The following is a 19,516-nucleotide window of genomic DNA, read 5'->3' as shown; positions in this document are numbered from 1 at the left end:
ATGCGACGGCTCAGCCTTGTCATGGTCAACAGCCTCGGGAACGTCGATGAACGGCGATGGCTGCCCGGCGGAATCCGACATGACGGGATGCTGTCCGCGCCAAGGCGTTCAGGTGTCCGGACCGCCGGGGCGCGGACGGGATCGTCAGGTGAGCGGGGACGGCGACTCCGCCCCGGGGATGACAAGCGTCGGCGTGCCGGACCCGTCCGCCGCAACGCTCCAGACGTCGGGCTGGCCGTCGTCCCGGCGCAGCGTGTAGGCCAGCGTGCCGTTGTCCAGCCACGCGGCCTGATCATCGACGCTGCGGACCTCGGCGGTCGCGGTGACCCGCATGCTCGGCAGGTCCAGGACCGACAGCCGCCAGCCCTTCGCCGGGTCGGCGTCGACCGCCTCCTTGAACGCGAGCCGGGTGCCGTCCGGTGACAGCGACGGGCATTCGACGTTCTCCTTCAGCGTCTCGACGGTACGAGCCGCCAGGTCACCCCGGACAAGGTATCTCCTGCCCCCGGTCGCCATCGTCGCGTAGAAGCGGTTGTCGTCGGCGGTGAAGGTGACGCCCCAGTAGTTGACGTCCGCGTTGCGGTAGCCCCGGCCGTCGCGGGTGATCGCGAACTCTTCGAGCGAGGCCACAGTGGTGCCGGTGCGGGTGTCGAGGATCCCGGTGCGGGTGGAGAAGCCACTGGAGGTGTACGAGTCGCCACCGACGAACGTCGTCCAGGAGACCATCCGGCCGGACGCCGAGACCCGGGCCCGGTTCGGCAGCCCCGGCACACTGACCGCCCTCGTCTGGCGCAGCGTCGCGTCGAGGACGACGACCTGGTACGACCACGCGGTCTCCGGCTTCAGGCAGACCCCGGTGCCGGCGGCCGCGTACACCCGGAGGCATTCCAGGCCGGCGACCGTGCGCGGCCCGGCGGGGTCGGTCGCGGCGACTGTGGAGACGTGCCGGTCGGTGATCGCCAGCAGGCGTGGCCCGGACGTCAAGGTGACCGCCTGCTCGGCGCCGGCGGGTGGCGGCGTCCGGGGAGCCTGCCCGGCCCTGGCGGCGTAGCCGGCCGCCACCGCGCCCAACAGCACGGCCGAGGCGACCACCACACCGAGCTTCGCTCGGGTCGACATCGCGGTCATCGGGGCACCTTCCGGGTGGTGGGTCGGGACGGGGAGGCCAGCAGGAGCAGCGTGCCGACCAGGACGCCGGCGACGGCCACGGCCGCCGCGCGGACCGCGTTCTCCGGCCCCCATGCCTGCCAGGCCAGACCGAACAGCACGGAGGAGACGAGGTACGCGAGGGCCTGCCCGGTCTGCACCAACGCGATTCCGGTGGTCCGCAGACGCGCCGGCAGCACCGGACCGGCGAGCGCGATGAGGACCCCGTCGGTGGCCGCGTAGAAGGCGCCGTACAGGGTCAGCGCCACGGCGATCAGCGGCCAACCGTCGACCGGGCCGGCCAGCAGCAGGTACGTCGCACCGAGGGCGGTGTAGCCGCCGATCACCACGGGCAGGCGACCGATCCGGTCGGCGAGTACGCCGAGCGGAGCGGCGAGCAGCAGGTACGCCAGGCTGGTTCCCACCGCGAGCAGCGGAAACCAGCGCAGGCCGAGGTCCATTCGGCGTTGCAGCAGCAGGTACACGAAGCCGTCGCCGATGGTGGCCAGCCCGAGCATCCCGGCGGCCAGCACCAGCCGCCGGGCCGGTCCTGCGCGCAGCAGCCCGAACGCCTCGCGGACGGAGACCTTCGCCCCGTTGGTCTCGTCCGCCGCCCCGCCGTCCACCCCCTCGCCGGGCGGCTGCTCCCTGACGAAGAGCACGAGCACCACCACGGCCAGGGCTGCGATGCAGAAGCTGGTGACGAACACCGCGTCGTACGACTGCCCGACGACCAGCAGGACCGCGAACGCGGCGAGTGGCCCGAGGAACGCGCCGACGCTGTCCATCGCCCGGTGCACCCCGAACGCCCGACCCAGCGCCTCCGGTGGCGTGGATAGCGTGATCAACGCGTCACGCGGAGCGCTTCGCACCCCCTTGCCGATCCGGTCGACGGCGATGACGGCGCCGATCGCCGGGATCGACCGACCGGCGAGCAGCAGGCCGAGCTTCGCGACCGCCGAGAGCGCGTACCCGATGCCGGCGATCAGCTTGCGCCGCCGGAACCGGTCGGCGGCGAAGCCACCGACGACCCGCAGCAGCGCGGTGGCGCCGGTGTGGACGCCGTCCAGCACGCCGAAGGCCACCGGGCTGAGGTGCAGGCCCAGCACCAGATAGAGCGGCAGGACCGCGGCCACCATCTCGGCCGACACGTCGGTGATCAGACTGACCGTGCCGAGCGCGAGCACGTTGCCGCTGACCATCGTGAACCGACGGCGGCGAGGCCCCGATCCCGGCTCATCGGCGACCGGTCGGGAGACGGTCGACAGGTACACGAGCATCTCCTCTGATCGACGGGCAGCCATCGTCCGTACTCAGTGGAGGGGGCACAACGCACTGCGGGTGGCATCCGGGCGAGGGACTGTTGAACAGGCTCCCAACAGCGAGGTGTTCGCCTGTCGGGACGCACTGTTCATCCGCCCGTCGCCCGCCGGCTCATCGACCTTCCTACATTCCTTGCGCTCTTCCCACGAGGCAAGGAGTCCTGGATGGACATTCGATTCCCCCGTCCGTCGGTGACGTTGGGGGTGGTCACGGTGATCGTCGCCGCGACCGCCGCCGTCGTCGTGACCGGCGCCGGCGCGGCGTCGGCGGCGAGCGTGACCTTCACGCCCGTCGCCGACACCTACGTCCAGAGCGACACGGCGGCCACCAACTACGGCACGTCCACGCAGGTCGTGGTCGACAACTCGCCCGTGCGGCGCTCGTTCCTGCGCTTCACGGTGAGCGGTGTCAGCGGCACGGTGACCGGCGCCAGGCTGCGACTGCGCACGATCAGCGGCAACAGCGGCAGCGACGCCGGTGGCACGTTCCGCCGGATGTCCAACACGACCTGGTCGGAGACCGGCACCACCTGGAACAACCAGCCGGCCATCGACGGGGCCACCCTCGGCACGATCGGCGCGGTCAGCGGCAACACCTGGTACGAGGTCGACGTCACTGCCGCTGTCACCGGCAACGGCACGTACAGCTTCGGTGCCACCTCGACCAGCGGTGACGGCGCCTACTACGACACCCGCGAGAGTGGCGCTGACGCTCCGCAACTGGTGGTCACCACCGGCAGCACCACACCGCCCCCGTCGGGCGACCCGGTCTTCGTCGGCGCCGGCGACATCGCCGACTCGGGCTCCGGCGACAGCGCCACCGCGACGCTGCTCGACAGCATCCCGGGAACGGTCTTCACCACCGGCGACAACGTCTACGACAGCGGGACGGCGTCGCAGTTCAACAGCTACTACGAGCCCACCTGGGGTCGGCACAAGTCCCGCACCCGCCCGTCGCCGGGCAACCACGACTACAACACGTCGGGCGCGAGCGGCTACTACAACTACTTCGGTACGTCGGCCGGCCCGAGCGGTCGCGGGTACTACTCATTCGACCTGGGCAACTGGCACGTCGTGTCGCTGAACTCGAACATCAGCATGTCGGCCGGCTCGACGCAGGAGCAGTGGCTGCGCGCGGACCTGGCCGCCAGCAGCAAGCCGTGCACCATCGCGTACTGGCACCACCCGCTGTTCACGTCCAGCTCCAACCACGCGCCGTCGACGTCGACGCGCCCGCTGTACCAGGCTCTCTACGACTACAACGCCGACGTCGTGGTCTGGGGGCACAACCACGTGTACGAGCGGTTCGCCCCGATGAACCCGGCCGGTGGCGCCGACTCCAGCCGGGGTCTGCGCAGCTTCGTCGCCGGGATGGGCGGCGCCGGCCACTACGGCTTCGGCACCATCCAGCCCAACAGCGAGGCGCGTAACAGCTCGGCGTGGGGGCTACTGAAGTTCACCCTCCACTCCAACAGCTACGACTGGCAGTTCGTACCGGTAGCCGGCCAGACCTACACCGACACCGGCACCACCACCTGCCACTAACCCACCCCACCAACCCCACCCCACCCCGCCCCGCCCTACCCCACCCCACCCCACCCCACCCCACCCCGCCCCGTCGATCTTGCACTTTCTGTCCCGACTACTGCCGCACAAGCCGCAGATCGTCGACACCAAGTGCAAGATCGCGGAGTCGGGGGTGGGGGTGGGGGGAACGCAGGTGGCCCCTGACCGCGTCGCGGTCAGGGGCCATCCGGGCGTCGTGCGGGGGTCAGCGGGCCGTGCCGGCGCGACGCTTGTTGTAGACGTCGAAGGCGACCGCGACGAGCAGAACGAGACCCTTCACCACCGACTGGGTCGACTGGTCGATGCCCATCAGCTGCATGCCGTTGCTCATCACCGCCATGATCAGACCACCGACCATCGCGCCCACCACGGTGCCCACGCCACCGGTGACCGCCGCACCGCCGATGAAGGCGGCGGCGATCGCGTCCAGCTCGAACATGTTGCCGGCGGCGGGTTGGGCGCCGTTGGACCGCGACGAGTAGATGACGCCAGCCACCGCCGCCAGGAAGCCCATGTTGACGAACATCCAGAAGTTGACGGTGCGGACCTTCACCCCGGAGAGCGCCGCCGCCGACAGGTTGCCGCCGATGGCGTAGACCTGCCGACCGAAGACGGTACGCCGGGTGAGCAGGCCGTAGACCAACACCAGGACCGCCAGGATGATCAGCACGATCGGCAGCCCTCGGGCGTGCGCCAACTGCCAGGCGAAGTACATGAGGACCGCGCCGACCAGCACGACCCGGGCGACGAAGAGCGGGAACGACTCGACGGGTTGCTGGTAGCGGATACGCGCCACGCGGGTGCGGAAGCCGCTGACCGCGTAGCCGGCCACGGCGATGGCGCCGATCAGCAACGTGAAGGCGTCGAAGCCCTGCCCACCGAGCAGGCCGTTGAGGAAGCCCGCCGCGACCTGCTGGTACTCGGACGGGAACGGCGACAGCGAGATGTTGTCGAGCACCCGCAGGGTCAGACCCCGGAACAGCAGCATGCCGGCCAGGGTCACGATGAAGGCCGGAATGCCGGCGTACGCCACCCAGAACCCGTGCCACGCGCCGACCGCGACGCCGACGACCAGCGCGGCCACGACGCCGATCCACCAGGGGTGACCCTGCTGGATCACCAGGACGGCGGAGACCGCTCCGGTGAGCGCGACGACCGACCCGACCGACAGGTCGATGTGGCCACCGATGATCAGGATGACCATCCCGATCGCGAGGACCAGGATGTAGGAGTACTGGAGGACGATGTTGGTGATGTTGCCGGGGCTCAGCAGCACCCCGTCGGTCAGGACCGCGAAGAGCGCGACGATGACGACCAGGGCGACGTAGATCCCGCTCTGCCGCAGGTTGTTCAACACCAGCGCCCGCAGGTCGCTCGTCCCGCTGTGCAGGGCGGCGCCGGGCGTGCTGTCCGGGGGCGTGGGGCGCTCCGTCGAAGGGGTCTTGATGCTGGTCATCCGACGAGCTCCTTGTCCTTGGTCATCAGCTCCATGAGGCTCTCCTGAGTCGCCTCGGCCACCGGCATCTCGCCGGTGATCCGGCCGGCGGCGAGGGTGTAGATGCGGTCGCACATTCCGAGCAGCTCCGGCAGCTCGGAGGAGATGACGATCACTGCCTTACCGGCGGCCACCAGCCGGTTGATGATCGTGTAGATCTCGTACTTGGCGCCGACGTCGATTCCGCGGGTGGGCTCGTCGAGGATCAGCACGTCCGGGTCGGTGAACAGCCACTTCGACAGCACGACCTTCTGCTGGTTGCCGCCGGAGAGCTTGCCGACCACCGCCATGACGCTCGGCGTGCGGATGTTCATCTCCTTGCGGCTCGTCTCGGCAACCTTGATCTCCTCGTTGCCGTTCACCCAGCCCAGGCGGGACAGCCGGCCCAGCGCGGCGGCGGACACGTTGCGCCGCACGTCGTCGATGAGGTTGAGCCCGTAGCGCTTGCGGTCCTCGGTGACGTAGGCGATGCCGTTGTCGATCGCCTCGGCGACGGTGCGGGCCTGCACCTCCCGCCCGTGGACGAAGAGTCGGCCCCGGATGTCGCGCCCGTAGGACCGACCGAACACGCTCATGGCCAGCTCGGTCCGACCGGCGCCCATGAGGCCCGCGATGCCGACGACCTCGCCGGCGCGTACGGACAGCCCGACGCCCTCGACGACCATCCGGTCCTGGACCGGGTGCCGCACCGTCCAGTCCTCGATGCGCAGGACCTCGTTACCGGGCGACGACTCGCGGTCGGGGTAGAAGCTGTCCAGGTCGCGCCCGACCATGCCGCGGATGATCCGCTGCTGGGTCACCTCGTCCGACTTCATGTCGAGGGTCTCCACGGCGCGCCCGTCACGGATGACGGTGGTCGAGTCGGCGATGGCGGTGATCTCGTTGAGCTTGTGCGAGATCATGATGCAGGTGATGCCCTGCTCCTTGAGCGCCCGCAGCAGGTCGAGCAGGTGCGCCGAGTCGATGTCGTTGAGCGCGGCCGTCGGCTCGTCCAGGATGAGCAGGCGCACCTTCTTCGACAGCGCCTTGGCGATCTCCACCAGCTGCTGCTTGCCGACACCGAGCTGAATGACCGGGGTGACGGGGTTCTCGTGCAGCCCGACGGACGCCAGCAGCTTCGCCGCTTCGGCGTTGGCGAAGTTCCAGTCGATGAGCCCGCTGCGGCCGCGCCGCTCGTTGCCGAGGAAGATGTTCTCCGCGATCGACAGGTACGGCACCAGGGCGAGCTCCTGGTGGATGATGACGATGCCGTTGGCCTCGCTGTCGCGAATGCCGCGGAACTGCATCGGCTTGCCGTCGAAGAGGATCTCGCCGTCGTACGAGCCGGACGGGTAGACGCCGGACAGCACCTTCATCAGGGTGGACTTGCCGGCGCCGTTCTCACCACAGATGGCGTGGATCTCCCCGCGGCGCACTGCGAGGGTGACGTCCTCCAGCGCGGTCACGCCGGGGAAGGTCTTGGTGATGCGACGCATCTCGAGGATGGTGTCGTCCATGGTCACTGTCCTCCGTCAGGTCTGGACGCGGTACGCGCCCAGGCGTCGGGCCCGGCGGGTGTGACCGCCGGGCCCGACGAGTGGCTTACTTCTTGGCCTGACCGGCGGCGACCTCTTCCGCCGTCCAGTAGCCGGAGTCGATCAGCGTCGCCTTGATGTCGTCCTTGTAGACGGTCGCGATCGGCAGCAGGTACGCCGGGACGACCTTCACACCGTTGTTGTACGTCTTGGTGTCGTTGGCCTGCGGCTCCTTCTTCTGCAGGAAGGCCTCGGCCGCGTTCACGGCCTGCTCGGCCAGCAGCCGGGTGTCCTTGAAGACCGTGGAGCTCTGCACGCCGTCGTTGATCAGCTTGATCGAGGCGATCTCCGCGTCCTGGCCGGTCACCACGGGGAGCTTCTTCGCGCCCTTGCCGTAGCCGGCGTTCTGCAGGGCGGTGATGATGCCGCGGGAGATGCCGTCGTACGGGGAGAGCACCCCGTCGACCTTCGAGCCGTCGTTGTAGCTGGAGGTCAGCAGGTTCTCCATCCGCTTCTGCGCGGTCTCCTGCTGCCACCGCAGGATGGCTACCTGCTCGGGGGTGGTCTGCTTGGACTTGACGACCAGCGTCCCGTCCTCGATGAACGGCTTCAGCGTGTCCATCGCGCCGCCGAAGAAGTACTGGGTGTTGTTGTCATCCAGCGACCCGGCGAAGAGCTCGACGTTCAGCGGCCCCTTGGCGGTGCCCTTCGAGCCGTCCTTGTTCAGCAGGCCGAGACCGACGAGCAGCGCGGTGCCCTGGGCGACGCCAACCTTGTAGTTGTCGAAGCTGACGTAGAAGTCGACGTCCTTGCTGCCACGAATCAGCCGGTCGTAGGAGATGACCGGGATCTTCGCGGCCGCGGCGGCCTGTAGCTGGCTGCTGAGGGCGGTGCCGTCGATCGCCGCGAGCACCAGAACATCGGCACCCTGGGTGATCATCTGGTCGACCTGCTGCGACTGCGTGGGGATGTCGTCGCCGGCGTACTGGAGGTCGACCTTGTAGCCCTTGGCTTCCAGCTTCGACTTCACCGCGTTGCCGTCGGCGATCCACCGCTCCGACGTCTGGGTCGGCATCGAAACACCGATGGTCAGGTCGCTTGGCTTCTCGTCGCCGGACTTCTCACCGCTGCCCGCACCCCCGCCGCTGCACGCCGCCAAACTCAGCGCGAGTGCCGCGCCGCCGAGAGCAACCAGGAATTTCCTGCCCACGGGCTTCTCCTCTCTGGACTCCCCCGCCGACTGCCGGGGCCCACTGTCATCTTTCGGGTAGTGTTAGCGCTCACATAGATTGCGTCAACACCAGATCCGAAATACCGGTGTCACGGTCTCGTAACGGAGCATCCAGGCGAGCGTAGCCATGTGGCCGATCCACCGGAAGGGCAGGACGCGGCAACTCAGCGTGGTCGTCCGCAGCACTCTACAGACCGATGCCCGCGGCCGACATGTGTCGTCCGCGGGCACCAGCACCACCGTCGGATCAGGCGGGCCGCCTCGATCTCGGCGGTCGGCGACCCCGGTCGGCTACCGCTGCGACCACCGCTGGTTCGCCGCCGCGGTGCAGGTCCAGAGGATCACCGTGGTGCCGTTGGCCGTTGCGTTGTTGTTGACGTCCAGGCAGAGCCCGGTCTGCGCGTTGCTGATCGTGCCGTTGGCGTTGACCGCCCATTGCTGGTTGGTCCCGCCGTTGCAGTCCCAGATCTGCACCTTGGCGCCGGCCGCGGCGTTCGACGGCGCGTCCAGGCACTTGCCCAGGGCCTGCAGGGTCTGGCCGCTCCTGGTCCAGCGCTGGTTGGCGGCACCGTTGCAGTCCCAGATGACCGGCTGCGTGCCGTTCGTCGTGTTGCTGTTCGGCACGTCGAGGCAGCGGCCGGAGGAGGCGCTGGCGTACGCGCTCGACGTGGTCGGCGGCGGCGTCGTCGGAGGAGTCGTTCCGCCACCGCTGACCCGGTACACCACGGTGCCGTGCGCGGGGACGCTGGCGCTGATGGTCCCGCTGCTGGTGCTGGTGCCGCCGGTCCACGCGTCGACCAGGGTGAACGACGAGCCGGACTTGCCGATGGCCGCTGCCGTGGTCGAGATCGTCGTCGTCGAGCCGCCCTGGTTGAAGAGGGCGACGGCGACGTCACCGTTGGCGAGCCGTTTGGCCAGCACCCGACGCGTGCCGTCGAACGACACCTGCGCCCCCTGCAATCCGAGCGAGTCCTGGTTGATCGCGATCAGGTTGGCGTTCTTGAGGATGGTCTGCGTTGCGGCGTTCATGTTCCGCACGTCGTTGCCGGCGATCAGCGGAGACGCCATGATCGCCCACATGGCGAAGTGGCTGCGCATCTCCGTGTCGTTCATGCCGCCGCGACCGACCTCCATCATGTCGGGGTCGTTGAACCCACCCGGGCGCGCGTAGGACGCCAACGGAACGGTCACGTTGATGATGTTCTGGATGCCCATCGGGTACCCGTTGCTCTGGCCGGTGTCCCACGCGTTGGTGATGTCCTCGGTGGTTCGCCACATGTTCGCCACGTCGCCCCAGTTGCGCTGCGGGCCGGTCTTGGCGTGGATGCTGTTGGAGTTGATGCTGTAGACGATCGGTCGGCCGGTGGCGGCCAGCGCGTCACGCATCTTGGCGAAGGTGGTCACCTGGTCGTTGATGCTGCCCTCCGGCGAGCACCAGTCGTACTTGAGGAAGTCGACGCCCCAGGCGGCGAACTGGCGCGCGTCCTGCACCTCGTGGCCGCGGCTGCCGGTCGCGCCGGGGTAGGCGCCGAAGTACTGGGCACAGGTCTTGTCGACCGGTACCTGGTAGAGGCCGAACTTCAGGTTCCGGGCGTGCAGGTAGTCGCCGAGCGCCTTCATTCCGCTGGGGAACCGGGTGGGGTCGCCCTGGATGTTGCCGGAGCTGTCCCGGTTGGGGTTGAACCAGCAGTCGTCGACCACGACGTAGTTGTAGCCAAGGTCGCGCATGCCGCTGCTGACGATCGCGTCAGCCGTCTGCCGGATCAGCGCCTCGTTGATGTTGCAGCCGAACGAGTTCCATGAATTCCAGCCCATGGGGGGCGTACGCGCCACGCCGTTGTCGAGTGCCTGCGCCGCCGGGGCGCGGAGGCCGACGAGGGTGCCGGCGAGCAGTATTCCGGCCGCCAGTACGCTCCCCCAGCGACGACCTCGGGTATTGCGGTTCATCGAGCCTCCTGTCGGTGACGCCCGCCCGTGATTACGATCTCTGGTCGGTACGCCGATAGTTGGGTGCCAATTTTTGTTAGCGTTAACAGAGACGCCCATCATGTTACGGCGACATTTCACGAGGTTCAATACCTTCACCGCTTTGCATCGCTCGACATCGATTGGTCACCCTGCGCAACCCATCGAGTCACGTCTTATCAGACGAAGGAGCCGGAATTCGCGCACGCTGGCGCGGACCCATACGCGCTGCGGTGGGACTGCTCCCCGCACCACGCGGGGCGACCTGCGCCTGCTGCGACGGTCAGCGCCGAGGTGGAGCGACGCTCTCGCGGGCGACCAGAGCGGGGGCGACGGTCTGCCGCAGCGCTCCGCCGGTGCCCGACTCGATCTGCGACAGCAGCATCTGCAGGCTCGCTCGCGCCACCGCGTCGAAGTCCGGTCGGACGGTGGTCAGCGGCGGAATGAAGTACGCCGCCTCCGGCACGTCGTCGAAGCCGACCACGCTGATCTCGTGCGGCACCTGTCGGCCGAACTCGTGCAGCGCCCGCAGCACGCCCAGCGCGAGATGGTCGTTGGCGGTGAAGACGGCGGTGACCTCCGGCATCCGCGCCAACATCTGCCCGCACCGGTAACCCGACGCCGCGGACCAGTCCCCCGGCATCGGCGGCGGCGGGTCCAGTCCGGCGGCCAGCAACGCCTGCCTCCAACCGTCGATCCGACCCACGCTGTCGAACCAGTCGGTCGGCCCGGAGACGTGCCAGACGGTGCGGTGCCCGGCGTCGAGCAGATGTTGCGTCGCCGCCCGGGCGCCCGCCACCTGGTCGACGGTCACCAACGGCACCGGCCGATTCGGGTCACCGTCGACCGTGACCAGCGGGACATCCTTGGGCAGGCGCTCCAGCGCCTCACCGGCCGACTCGACCGGGGCGATGACCACGATGCCGGCGACCCGGTGCGACAGGTGCCGCTCCACGGCGGCTGAGATGGAGCGGTGGTCCAGGTTGCGCACGCTGCCGACGCTGACCGCGAAGCCCTCTTCGGCGGCGGTCTGCTCCAGCGCGGCCAGCAGCGATGCCGGACCGTAGAGCGTCGTGTTCTGCGCGACCACGCCGATGACCTGCGATCGACCGGTCACCAGGGCGCGTGCCGCGCCGTTGGGGCGGTAGCCGAGTTCGGCAATCGCCGCGCGTACCCGAAGCCGGGTCTGCTCACGGACGTTGGGGTGCCCGTTGAGCACCCGCGACACCGTCTGATGGGAGACACCGGCGAGACGAGCAACGTCCGTCATCGCGGGACCGTGGACGGCCATTTCGCTCCCCCCGCTACATCTCCGGCCCGCGGCCCGTCGACTGGAGCGGCCCGGCCCGATCCCCCTCGCTCAGTCACCACGCCGGTGCTGAATCCCAGGTGACCAGCGCTGGATCGCCGACAGTCTACGCCAGCAACGACCCCGGACACGGCATGGCTGTGCGGGGACCGCCCGACGCGCCGAAGCCGTACAACGCGGTGCCGTCCGGAATCCCGCACCAACCGGTACGGGACATGGTCCTTGTGTGGTGCGCCGGCCTGTTCCTCGCTCCTGGGCAGAGCGCGGAACAGGCCGGCGAGGACCTGACGCGGTGGCGCGGGCAACACATGCCGCCAGGCCTGCGTCGCAGCGCCACCGGTCAGAGCGATCGTCGTGTGATCGGTGTCACGGGGTGGTCAGGTCGAACCGCCGCACGGTGACCGCGCCACCGAGCGCCTGCGTCGCGTGGTTGAACACGGCGAACCGGTAGCCCATGAAGAACTGCCAGTTGTTCGCCAGTGTCAGGGCGTTGCCGAACGAGGTGAAGTTCACCCCGTCCGTGCTGTACGAGAAGCGTGCCTGTCGGCCGGAACCTGGTCTGATGTCGGCGTTGGCGCGCAACCAGATCCGGCCACCGGAGACGGCGGTGCTCGCCACCTCGCTGCCGGTACTCGTGGTGTTCCAGCTGCCGTCCATCGTCAGACCGTTCTGCATCACCAGCCGGGTGGAGCCGTTGTCGCGTCGGATTCCGATCCAGGCCGACGAGTTGCGCAGCACCGCCAGGCCGGTGCGGTCACCGTCGCGCATGGTGGAGTAGTCCAACTCGATGGTCGCGGTCGAGGTGGGACCCTGGATGCGGTGGGTCAACGTGTTGCGCGCCTTGTACAGGTCACCGGTGACGGTGGCGGTCTGCAGGTTCAGGCCGTTGTTGACCGACCACTTGCTGTTGTCCGGGTTGTGGTTCCACTCCCACTGAGGGCCGAGCGTGGTGCCGGCGAACGTGTCGGTGCCGGTGAGCGGCTTGACCGCCCGGGGCGGGGTGGGCAGGTTCGGCTTCGGGTAGGAACTGCCCCACGCGCCGTTGACCGTCTGCAGCACGGGCCACCCGTCGCCGGTCCAGGTGATCGGGGCAAGGGCCGGCATCCGACCACCGGGGTACGCGTCGACGAAGGACATGTAGTACCAGTCCCCGTTCTGGGTCTGCACCAGCCCACCCTGGTGCGGCACACCGCCACCGGAGATCGGGCCGGGCAGGTTGAGCAGCACCTGACGCTGCTCGTACGGGCCGAACGGGCCGTTCGTCGACTTCAACACGTACTGGCCGTTGGCCGGGCGGGTGAGCCAGATGTAGTACGCGCCGTTGCGCTTGTAGAAGCGGGCGCCTTCCAGCGTCCCGATGCTCGACGGCGTCTGGTACACCTGCTGGGCACGAACCTGGGACTTCCCGTCCGCGGAGAGCTGGGCCACGCTGATGGTGCTGTTGCCGTACGCGATGTACGGGGTGTCGTTGTCGTCGAACAGCAGGCCGGCGTCGTAGTAGCAGTTGGGGATGGTGGCGTGCTTGCTCCAGGTGCTGTCGACGGCGGACGCGGTGTAGATGTGGGTCTGCGCGAAGTCGATGCACCCGGCCCAGTAGTAGGTCCGGTTGCTCGGCCGGTAGTTCAACGTCGACGCCCAGATCCCGTCGACGTAGGCGTTACCGCCGCTCATGTCGTACTTTGACCCGAAGTCGAGCCGGGGCACGGCGTGACCTGCGAACTCCCAGTTCACCAGGTCGTACGAGCGCAGGACCGGCGCGCCGGGCGAGTAGTGCATCGTGGACGACGTCAGGTAGTAGGCGTTGTCCACCCGGATGATGTCGACGTCGGCGAAGTCCTGCCAGATGGCCGGGTTCGAGAACGTGCCGTTCGACGGGGGCGGCGTGGTGGGGTTGCTCCCGCCGTCGACGCGGACGAACTGCCACTGCTGGTTGGTGCCGTTCCAGTCGTCGTACTGCACGATGTTGCCGCCGTCGGCGGTCGAGGCGCCCTGCACCTCCATCACCTTGTTGCTGTTACGGTTGATCAACCGGACGTAGCCACCGTCGGAGTCGGCCAGCCGGAACTGCTGGTTCGTGCCGTTGGTGTCGCTCCACTGCACGATGCTGCCGCCGTTGGCGGTCGAGAAGCCCGAGACGTCCAGCACCTTGCCGGACAGCCGCGACTTCACCCGGTAGTAGCCACCACCGGAGTCGACGAACTGCCACTGCTGCTGATTGCCGTTGTTGCGGGTCCACTGGGTGATCCGCGCGCCGTCGTTCGTCGCCAGGTTGTAGACGTCCAGCGCCTTGCCGCTGTTGCGGTTGACCAACACGTACCACGCATTGGTGTCGACCGTCGCCGCTGACGCGGGCGACGAGGCGACGGCTGCGGCCGCGCCACCGACCACCAGTGCCGTCACGGCGACAGCAAGTCTCGACAGCCACCCGCGCCGACGTGGCGCACCCCGGGGAACCCGACCGATGGAAAGCATGATCCTCCTCTGCTGACGCGAACCGAGCGATCTGGGTCGGCGTCCGCGGCACCGGGCGGGGCGCCGATCTGACCGGGCCCGACCATGTGATCGCTAACACCGCCAGCCCGACCGTGACGGCGACGAGATGCCGAAACCGGGAGAGGTGGGGAGCGCGCGCGGTCGGACAGCCAGAGACATCGACCATCTTGGCTATAGACTGTGAGCGATAACATGCTGTTAGTCAAGCCGTAACACAGCCGCCTCGCGTCGCTGCCAGGACCACACGCGAACGGGTGGTCCACCCAGCCCGCAGGCAGGGATGGACCACCCGTTTCAGGGGAGGCCGTCAGGCCGCGCGAATCAGAAGCCGCGAGCCAGCCGGTGGTAGGCCTGGTTCCAGCGCAGCTCGTCGGCGAAGCGGCGAGGCTCCGTGGCGGCGTCGATGACGACCAGCTCGGTGCGGCTCATCTCCGCCAGGTCGTGCAGCTCCTCCACGCCCACCGCCTGTGAAAGGACGGTGTGGTGCGGGGCGCCCGCGGTGATCCACGACTCGGCCGAGACCGGCAGGTCGGGGCGCGGACGCCAGACGGCACGGGCAACCGGCAGCCGACGCAGTGGTTGCGGCGGGGCCACCACGTCGATCTCGTTGGCCACGAGCCGGAAGCGCTCCCCCATGTCGGCCAGCCCGAGCACCACGGCCGGACCGGCAGCGGCGTCGAACACCAGCCGGACCGGGTCCTCCCGGCCACCGATGCTCAGCGGATGGATCTCCACATTGGGGACGTCGGAGGCGATGGTCGGGCAGACCTCCAGCATGTGGGCGCCCAGCACCAACTCGTTGCCCGGGGTGAGGTCGTAGGTGTAGTCCTCCATGAACGAGGTGCCGCCGCTCACGCCCACCGACATCGCCTTGAGGGTGCGGACCAGGACCGAGGTCTTCCAGTCGCCCTCACCGCCGAAGCCGTAGCCGTCCGCCATCAGCCGCTGCACGGCGATGCCCGGAAGCTGACGCAGCCCACCAAGGTCCTCGAAGTTCGTCGTGAAGGCCCGGAAACCACCGGCGTCCAGGAAGGCGCGCATGCCCAACTCCAGGCGCGCGGCGTACCGCAGCGAGTCGTGCTGCTCCCCGCCGGGCAGCAGCGCGCCGACGATGCGGTAGGTGTCCTCGTACTCCTTGACCAGGTCGTCCACCTGCGCGTCGGTGACCTCGCCGACCACCTCGACCAGGTCGTTGACCCCGTAGGTGTTGACCGAGACCCCGAACCGCAGCTCGGCCTCGACCTTGTCGCCCTCGGTCACCGCGACGTCGCGCATGTTGTCACCGAAACGGGCCAGGCGCAGCGACCGCATCGCCGACCAGCCCAGCGCGGCGCGGGCCCACGCCCCGACCCGACTGGTCACCCGCGGGTCGCTGACGTGCCCGGCCACCGTCTTGCGGGCCACCCCGAGACGCGTCTGGATGTACCCGAACTCGCGGTCGCCGTGGGCGGCCTGGTTCAGGTTCATGAAGTCCATGTCGATGTCGTTCCACGGCAGCAGAACGTTGGCCTGGGTGTGCAGGTGCAGCAGCGGTGTCTGCAACGCGTCCAGACCGGAGATCCACATCTTGGCCGGCGAGAACGTGTGCATCCAGGCGATGACCCCGACGGCACCCTGAGCGGCGGCGTCCCGACAGACCTGCAGAATCTCACCGCTGTTGGTCAGGACGGGCGTCCAGACCACGCGGGCGGGAATCTGCGGTGAGTCGTCGAGCGCTGCCGCGATCTGGCGAGACTGCTCGGCCACCTGGCGGAGCGTCTCCTCGCCGTACATGCCTTGGCTGCCGGTGAGGAACCAGATCTCGGGTTGTGTGTGTGGTGCCATGGAGTTGCCTTCCGCGAGAGGGGCGGTCACTTGTAACGGATTCCGATGAGGCGCTGAAGCAGGATGAACGCGAAGAGCAGACCGCCAATCACGATCTTGGTCCACCAGGAGTTGAGGCTCCCGTCGAAGGTGATGAGAGTCTGGATCACGCCGAGGACCAGCACGCCGAGCACCGTGCCGAAGACGTAACCCGCGCCGCCGGTGAGCACAGTGCCACCGATGACGACGGCGGCAATGACGTCCAGCTCCATCCCCACGGCGATCAGCGGCGCGCCGGAGAGAGTGTAGAAGGACAGCAGGATCCCGCCGATGGCCGAGCACAGACCACTGATCGTGTAGACGGCGATCCGGGTCCGCCCCACCGGCAGGCCCATCAGCAGCGCCGACTGCGGGTTGCCGCCGATGGCGTACACGTTGCGTCCCAGCCGGGTGTAGGCCAGCACGTACGCGGCGATGACGACCACCACGAAGGCGATCAGCACGCTGATCGACACGAAGTTGCCCCGCGGGTCCCCGATCCGCTCCTGCGACATCGAGGTCCAGAACCCGTCGGTGATCGGGATCGACGCGCCGGAGATGAAGGTGCACATGCCCCGGGCGAAGAACATCCCGGCGAGCGTCACGATGAACGGCTGGATCTCGAAGAAGTGGATGACGCAGCCCATCAACAGGCCGAGCGTCGGGCCGATGAGCAGAGCGATGACCAGGACCAGCGCCGCCGGCATCCCGTCCTGCAGCAGCGCGGCCGACACCATCGCCGTCATCGCGACCACCGAACCGACCGACAGGTCGATGCCCCCGGTGAGGATCACGAAGGTCATGCCCACCGCGACGACGAGCAGGAAGCCGTTGTCGATGAAGACGTTGAAGATGACCTGGACGTTGGAGAACGCCGTGTACTGCGAGACGCCGATGCCGTACATCACCAGCAGCAGGGCGAGCGTCGCCAGGACCGGTATCTGCTTCCTCGGCAGCCGGAACCGGGTACGACCGGCGGTAAGCGTTCCAGTGGTCATGCCGGCACCTGCTCCTTCGGCTTGTCGGCGATGGTGGCGGGCGGCGGGACGTTGCGCCGACGTCGGCTGAACCGGGCCCGGAAGGCCGGCGCCTGGATGAGGCAGACGGCGATGACGACGACCGCCTTGAACAGCAGCGAGGTCTGCGGCGAGATGTCCATGGCGTACACCGTGGTGGTCAGGGTCTGGATGATCAGCGCGCCGATGATCGTGCCACTCAGGAAGAACCGGCCGCCCGCGAGGGACGTACCGCCGATGACGACCGCGAGGATCGCGTCCAGCTCGACCCAGAGGCCCGCGGCGTTGCCGTCGGCGCTGGAGACGTTCGCCGTCATCATGAAACCGGCGACCGCGGCACACGCGGCGCTGATCACGTACGCCAGGAAGATGACCCGGCCGGACCGGATGCCGGCGAGCCGGCTGGCCATGGCGTTGCCGCCCACCGACTCGATGATCATGCCGAGTGCGGTGCGGCGGGTGAACGCGGCGACGAGCAGGGCCGCGGCGAGGGCGATGAAGATGGCCAGCGGCAGCGTCAACGCGTGCCCCAAGCCGATCGCCCGGTACGGCTCGGAGTTGATGGTGATGATCTGACCCTCGGTGATCAGCTGGGCGAGACCTCGGCCGGCGACCATCAGGATCAGGGTGGCGATGATCGGTTGGATCCCGATCACGGCCACCAGCACACCGTTCCAGGCGCCGAGCACGAGCGCGACGCCCATCGCCATCGCGAGGGCGGTCACCACCACGCCAAGGCTGTTCTGGTCGGGCTGCTTGCTGATGTACATGCAGGCGATCGCGCCGCTGATCGCGCAGAGCGAGCCCACCGACAGGTCGATGCCCCCGGTGGAGATGACCAGGGTCATGCCCAGCGCGACGAGGATCAGCGGTGCGCTGAGCCGAAGGATGTCGACCGGTGTGCCGTACAGGTGCCCGTCCTTGAGCTCGACGGACAGGAAGCCGGGCCGGTAGATCGTGTTCGCGGCGAGCATGACGAACAGCACGGCGGCGGGCCAGAACAGCCGGTGACCGGTCATCGTCCGATAGCGGCTCATGGTGTCGTTCATCGGTCTGCCTCCTCCCGGTGGGATCCGCTGGCGATGGTCTGCATGACGCGGTCGGCGTCGAGGCTCTCGTCGTTGGCGAGCTGCGCGACCATCTGCCGGTCCCGCATGACGGCCACCTTGTGGCTGAGGCGCAGCACCTCCTCCAGCTCGGCGGAGATGAACAGCACCGCCATGCCCCCGTCGGACAGCTGCGTCACGAGCTTCTGGATCTCGGTCTTCGCGCCGATGTCGATGCCTCGGGTCGGCTCGTCGAGGATCAGCAGTCGCGGCTCGGTGATCAGCCACCGGGCCAGCAGCACCTTCTGCTGGTTGCCGCCAGAGAGGTTGCGGACCGGAACCTCCGGGTCGGCGGGCCGGATGTTGAGGGCCTTGACGTACTTGTCGACCAGCTCGTCCTGGCGGCGACGCGGAATGGGCCGCAGCCAGCCGCGGGCCGCCTGCATGGCGAGGATCATGTTCTCGCGGACCGACAGGTCCGCGACGATCCCCTCGGCCCGGCGGTTCTCCGAGCAGAAGCCCACGCCGTGGTCGATGGCCTGCGCGGGGGTGCGCAGGCTGCTCGCCGTGCCGTCGATCGCCACCTGGCCGCCGTCGGTCCGATCGGCGCCGAACAACAACCGCGCGACCTCGGTACGCCCCGAGCCCAGCAGGCCGGCCAGGCCCACCACCTCGCCGGCGTGGATGGTGAGGCTGAACGGCTCGACCGCTCCCGCCCGCCCGAAGTTCGACACCGCCACCAGGGGGGTGCCCTCCTCCAGCGCGGCCAGGTCCCGCCGGGAGTGTTCCTCGATGCCCTCCAGGACGTCGAGCTCCTTGCCGATCATCTTCTCGACCAAAGAGAGCTGGGGCAGCTCGGTGGTGAGGTACTCGCCGACGAGCCCGCCGTTGCGCAGCACGGTGATCCGGTCGGCGATCTCGTAGACCTGGTCGAGGAAGTGGGTCACGAACAGGATGGCGATGCCCTCGTCGCGCAGTTGCCGCATGATGCGGAACAGCTGCGCCACCTCGCTGGCGTCGAGGCTGGACGTCGGTTCGTCCAGGATCAGCACCCGGGCCTTGATGTCGATGGCGCGGGCGATGGCGACCATCTGCTGGATCGCGAGCGAGTACGAGCCGAGGGGCGCGCTGACGTCGAGGTCGAGGTCGAGGCGGGACAGCAGGTCTCGGGCCCGACGGCGAACCTCACCCCAGCGGACGGCGCCGAAGACCCGGGGCTCCCGGCCGATGAAGATGTTCTCCGCCACCGAGAGGTTGGTGCAGAGGTTGACTTCCTGGAAAACGGTGCTCACACCGGCCGCGGTCGCCTGCATCGGCCCGGTGAACGACACGGCCTCGCCGTCGAGGGTGATCGCGCCCTCGTCAGTGTCGTAGACGCCGGTGAGCACCTTGATGAGGGTGGACTTGCCGGCGCCGTTCTCGCCCATCAGGGCGTGCACCTCGCCGGGGAAGAGCCGGAAGTTGACGTCATGGAGTGCGCGCACCCCGGGGAAGGATTTGCTGATCCCGGTCATCGTCAGGACCGGACGGCTATCCGTCATCCCATCAGACCTCTTCTGGGTTCTCGACAC

Annotated in this window: 13 protein-coding genes; 1 reads left to right on the top strand and 12 read right to left on the bottom strand. The window is 68.5% G+C overall.

The features are described 5' to 3' along the window. Positions 1-144 precede the first annotated feature (144 nt). Both ACIBEF_RS10805 and ACIBEF_RS10800 read right to left on the bottom strand, forming a co-directional pair. The gene (locus ACIBEF_RS10805) at positions 145-1,128 is read right to left on the bottom strand and encodes a hypothetical protein (protein ID WP_396793022.1); all 984 of its coding nucleotides are present in this window, start codon (positions 1,126-1,128) and stop codon (positions 145-147) included. Then, on the bottom strand, positions 1,125-2,420 hold the full coding sequence (locus ACIBEF_RS10800) for an MFS transporter (RefSeq protein ID WP_396793020.1): 1,296 nt from the start codon (positions 2,418-2,420) through the stop codon (positions 1,125-1,127). Before ACIBEF_RS10800 ends, ACIBEF_RS10805 begins: the two co-directional genes overlap by 4 nt. Before the next feature lie 213 nt (positions 2,421-2,633). On the opposite strand from ACIBEF_RS10800, the gene ACIBEF_RS10795 reads away from it, so the two are divergent. Further along, positions 2,634-4,013, top strand: coding sequence for a DNRLRE domain-containing protein (locus ACIBEF_RS10795; RefSeq protein ID WP_396793019.1), 1,380 nt, complete (start codon positions 2,634-2,636; stop codon positions 4,011-4,013). Between the two features lie 226 nt (positions 4,014-4,239). Here the strand turns inward: ACIBEF_RS10795 and mmsB are convergent, their stop codons facing one another. The 10 genes from mmsB to ACIBEF_RS10745 form a co-directional block, all read right to left on the bottom strand. Further along, entirely contained in the window at positions 4,240-5,490 is a 1,251-nt protein-coding gene (gene mmsB / locus ACIBEF_RS10790; RefSeq protein WP_091401175.1) for a multiple monosaccharide ABC transporter permease, read from the bottom strand. Then, positions 5,487-7,025, bottom strand: coding sequence for a multiple monosaccharide ABC transporter ATP-binding protein (gene mmsA, locus ACIBEF_RS10785; RefSeq protein WP_396793017.1), 1,539 nt, complete (start codon positions 7,023-7,025; stop codon positions 5,487-5,489). Before mmsA ends, mmsB begins: the two co-directional genes overlap by 4 nt. 85 nt (positions 7,026-7,110) lie before the next feature. After that, positions 7,111-8,253, bottom strand: coding sequence for a multiple monosaccharide ABC transporter substrate-binding protein (gene chvE / locus ACIBEF_RS10780; RefSeq protein WP_393221198.1), 1,143 nt, complete (start codon positions 8,251-8,253; stop codon positions 7,111-7,113). A 312-nt stretch (positions 8,254-8,565) separates the two neighbouring features. Continuing rightward, positions 8,566-10,221: a glycoside hydrolase family 27 protein gene (locus ACIBEF_RS10775; RefSeq protein WP_396793014.1), complete on the bottom strand. Its 1,656-nt coding sequence runs from the start codon at positions 10,219-10,221 to the stop codon at positions 8,566-8,568. Positions 10,222-10,522: 301 nt separating this feature from the next. Further along, positions 10,523-11,509, bottom strand: coding sequence for a LacI family DNA-binding transcriptional regulator (locus ACIBEF_RS10770; RefSeq protein ID WP_396793012.1), 987 nt, complete (start codon positions 11,507-11,509; stop codon positions 10,523-10,525). A gap of 405 nt (positions 11,510-11,914) precedes the next feature. Next, on the bottom strand, positions 11,915-14,020 hold the full coding sequence (locus ACIBEF_RS10765) for a family 43 glycosylhydrolase (protein WP_396793011.1): 2,106 nt from the start codon (positions 14,018-14,020) through the stop codon (positions 11,915-11,917). A gap of 342 nt (positions 14,021-14,362) precedes the next feature. Further along, entirely contained in the window at positions 14,363-15,865 is a 1,503-nt protein-coding gene (gene araA, locus ACIBEF_RS10760; RefSeq protein ID WP_396793009.1) for an L-arabinose isomerase, read from the bottom strand. 26 nt (positions 15,866-15,891) lie between these two features. After that, the gene (gene yjfF / locus ACIBEF_RS10755; protein WP_355006877.1) at positions 15,892-16,881 is read right to left on the bottom strand and encodes a galactofuranose ABC transporter, permease protein YjfF; all 990 of its coding nucleotides are present in this window, start codon (positions 16,879-16,881) and stop codon (positions 15,892-15,894) included. Continuing rightward, positions 16,878-17,948, bottom strand: coding sequence for an ABC transporter permease (locus ACIBEF_RS10750; RefSeq protein ID WP_396793006.1), 1,071 nt, complete (start codon positions 17,946-17,948; stop codon positions 16,878-16,880). The genes yjfF and ACIBEF_RS10750 overlap by 4 nt, the downstream gene beginning before the upstream one ends. Continuing rightward, complete coding sequence (locus ACIBEF_RS10745; protein WP_396793004.1) at positions 17,945-19,486, bottom strand: sugar ABC transporter ATP-binding protein; 1,542 nt, start codon at positions 19,484-19,486, stop codon at positions 17,945-17,947. The genes ACIBEF_RS10750 and ACIBEF_RS10745 overlap by 4 nt, the downstream gene beginning before the upstream one ends. Positions 19,487-19,516: the final 30 nt, after the last annotated feature.

The organism is Micromonospora sp. NPDC050795, from assembly GCF_044456785.1.
GTDB lineage: Bacteria > Actinomycetota > Actinomycetes > Mycobacteriales > Micromonosporaceae > Micromonospora.
This window is presented reverse-complemented; position numbering and strand designations above follow the sequence as displayed.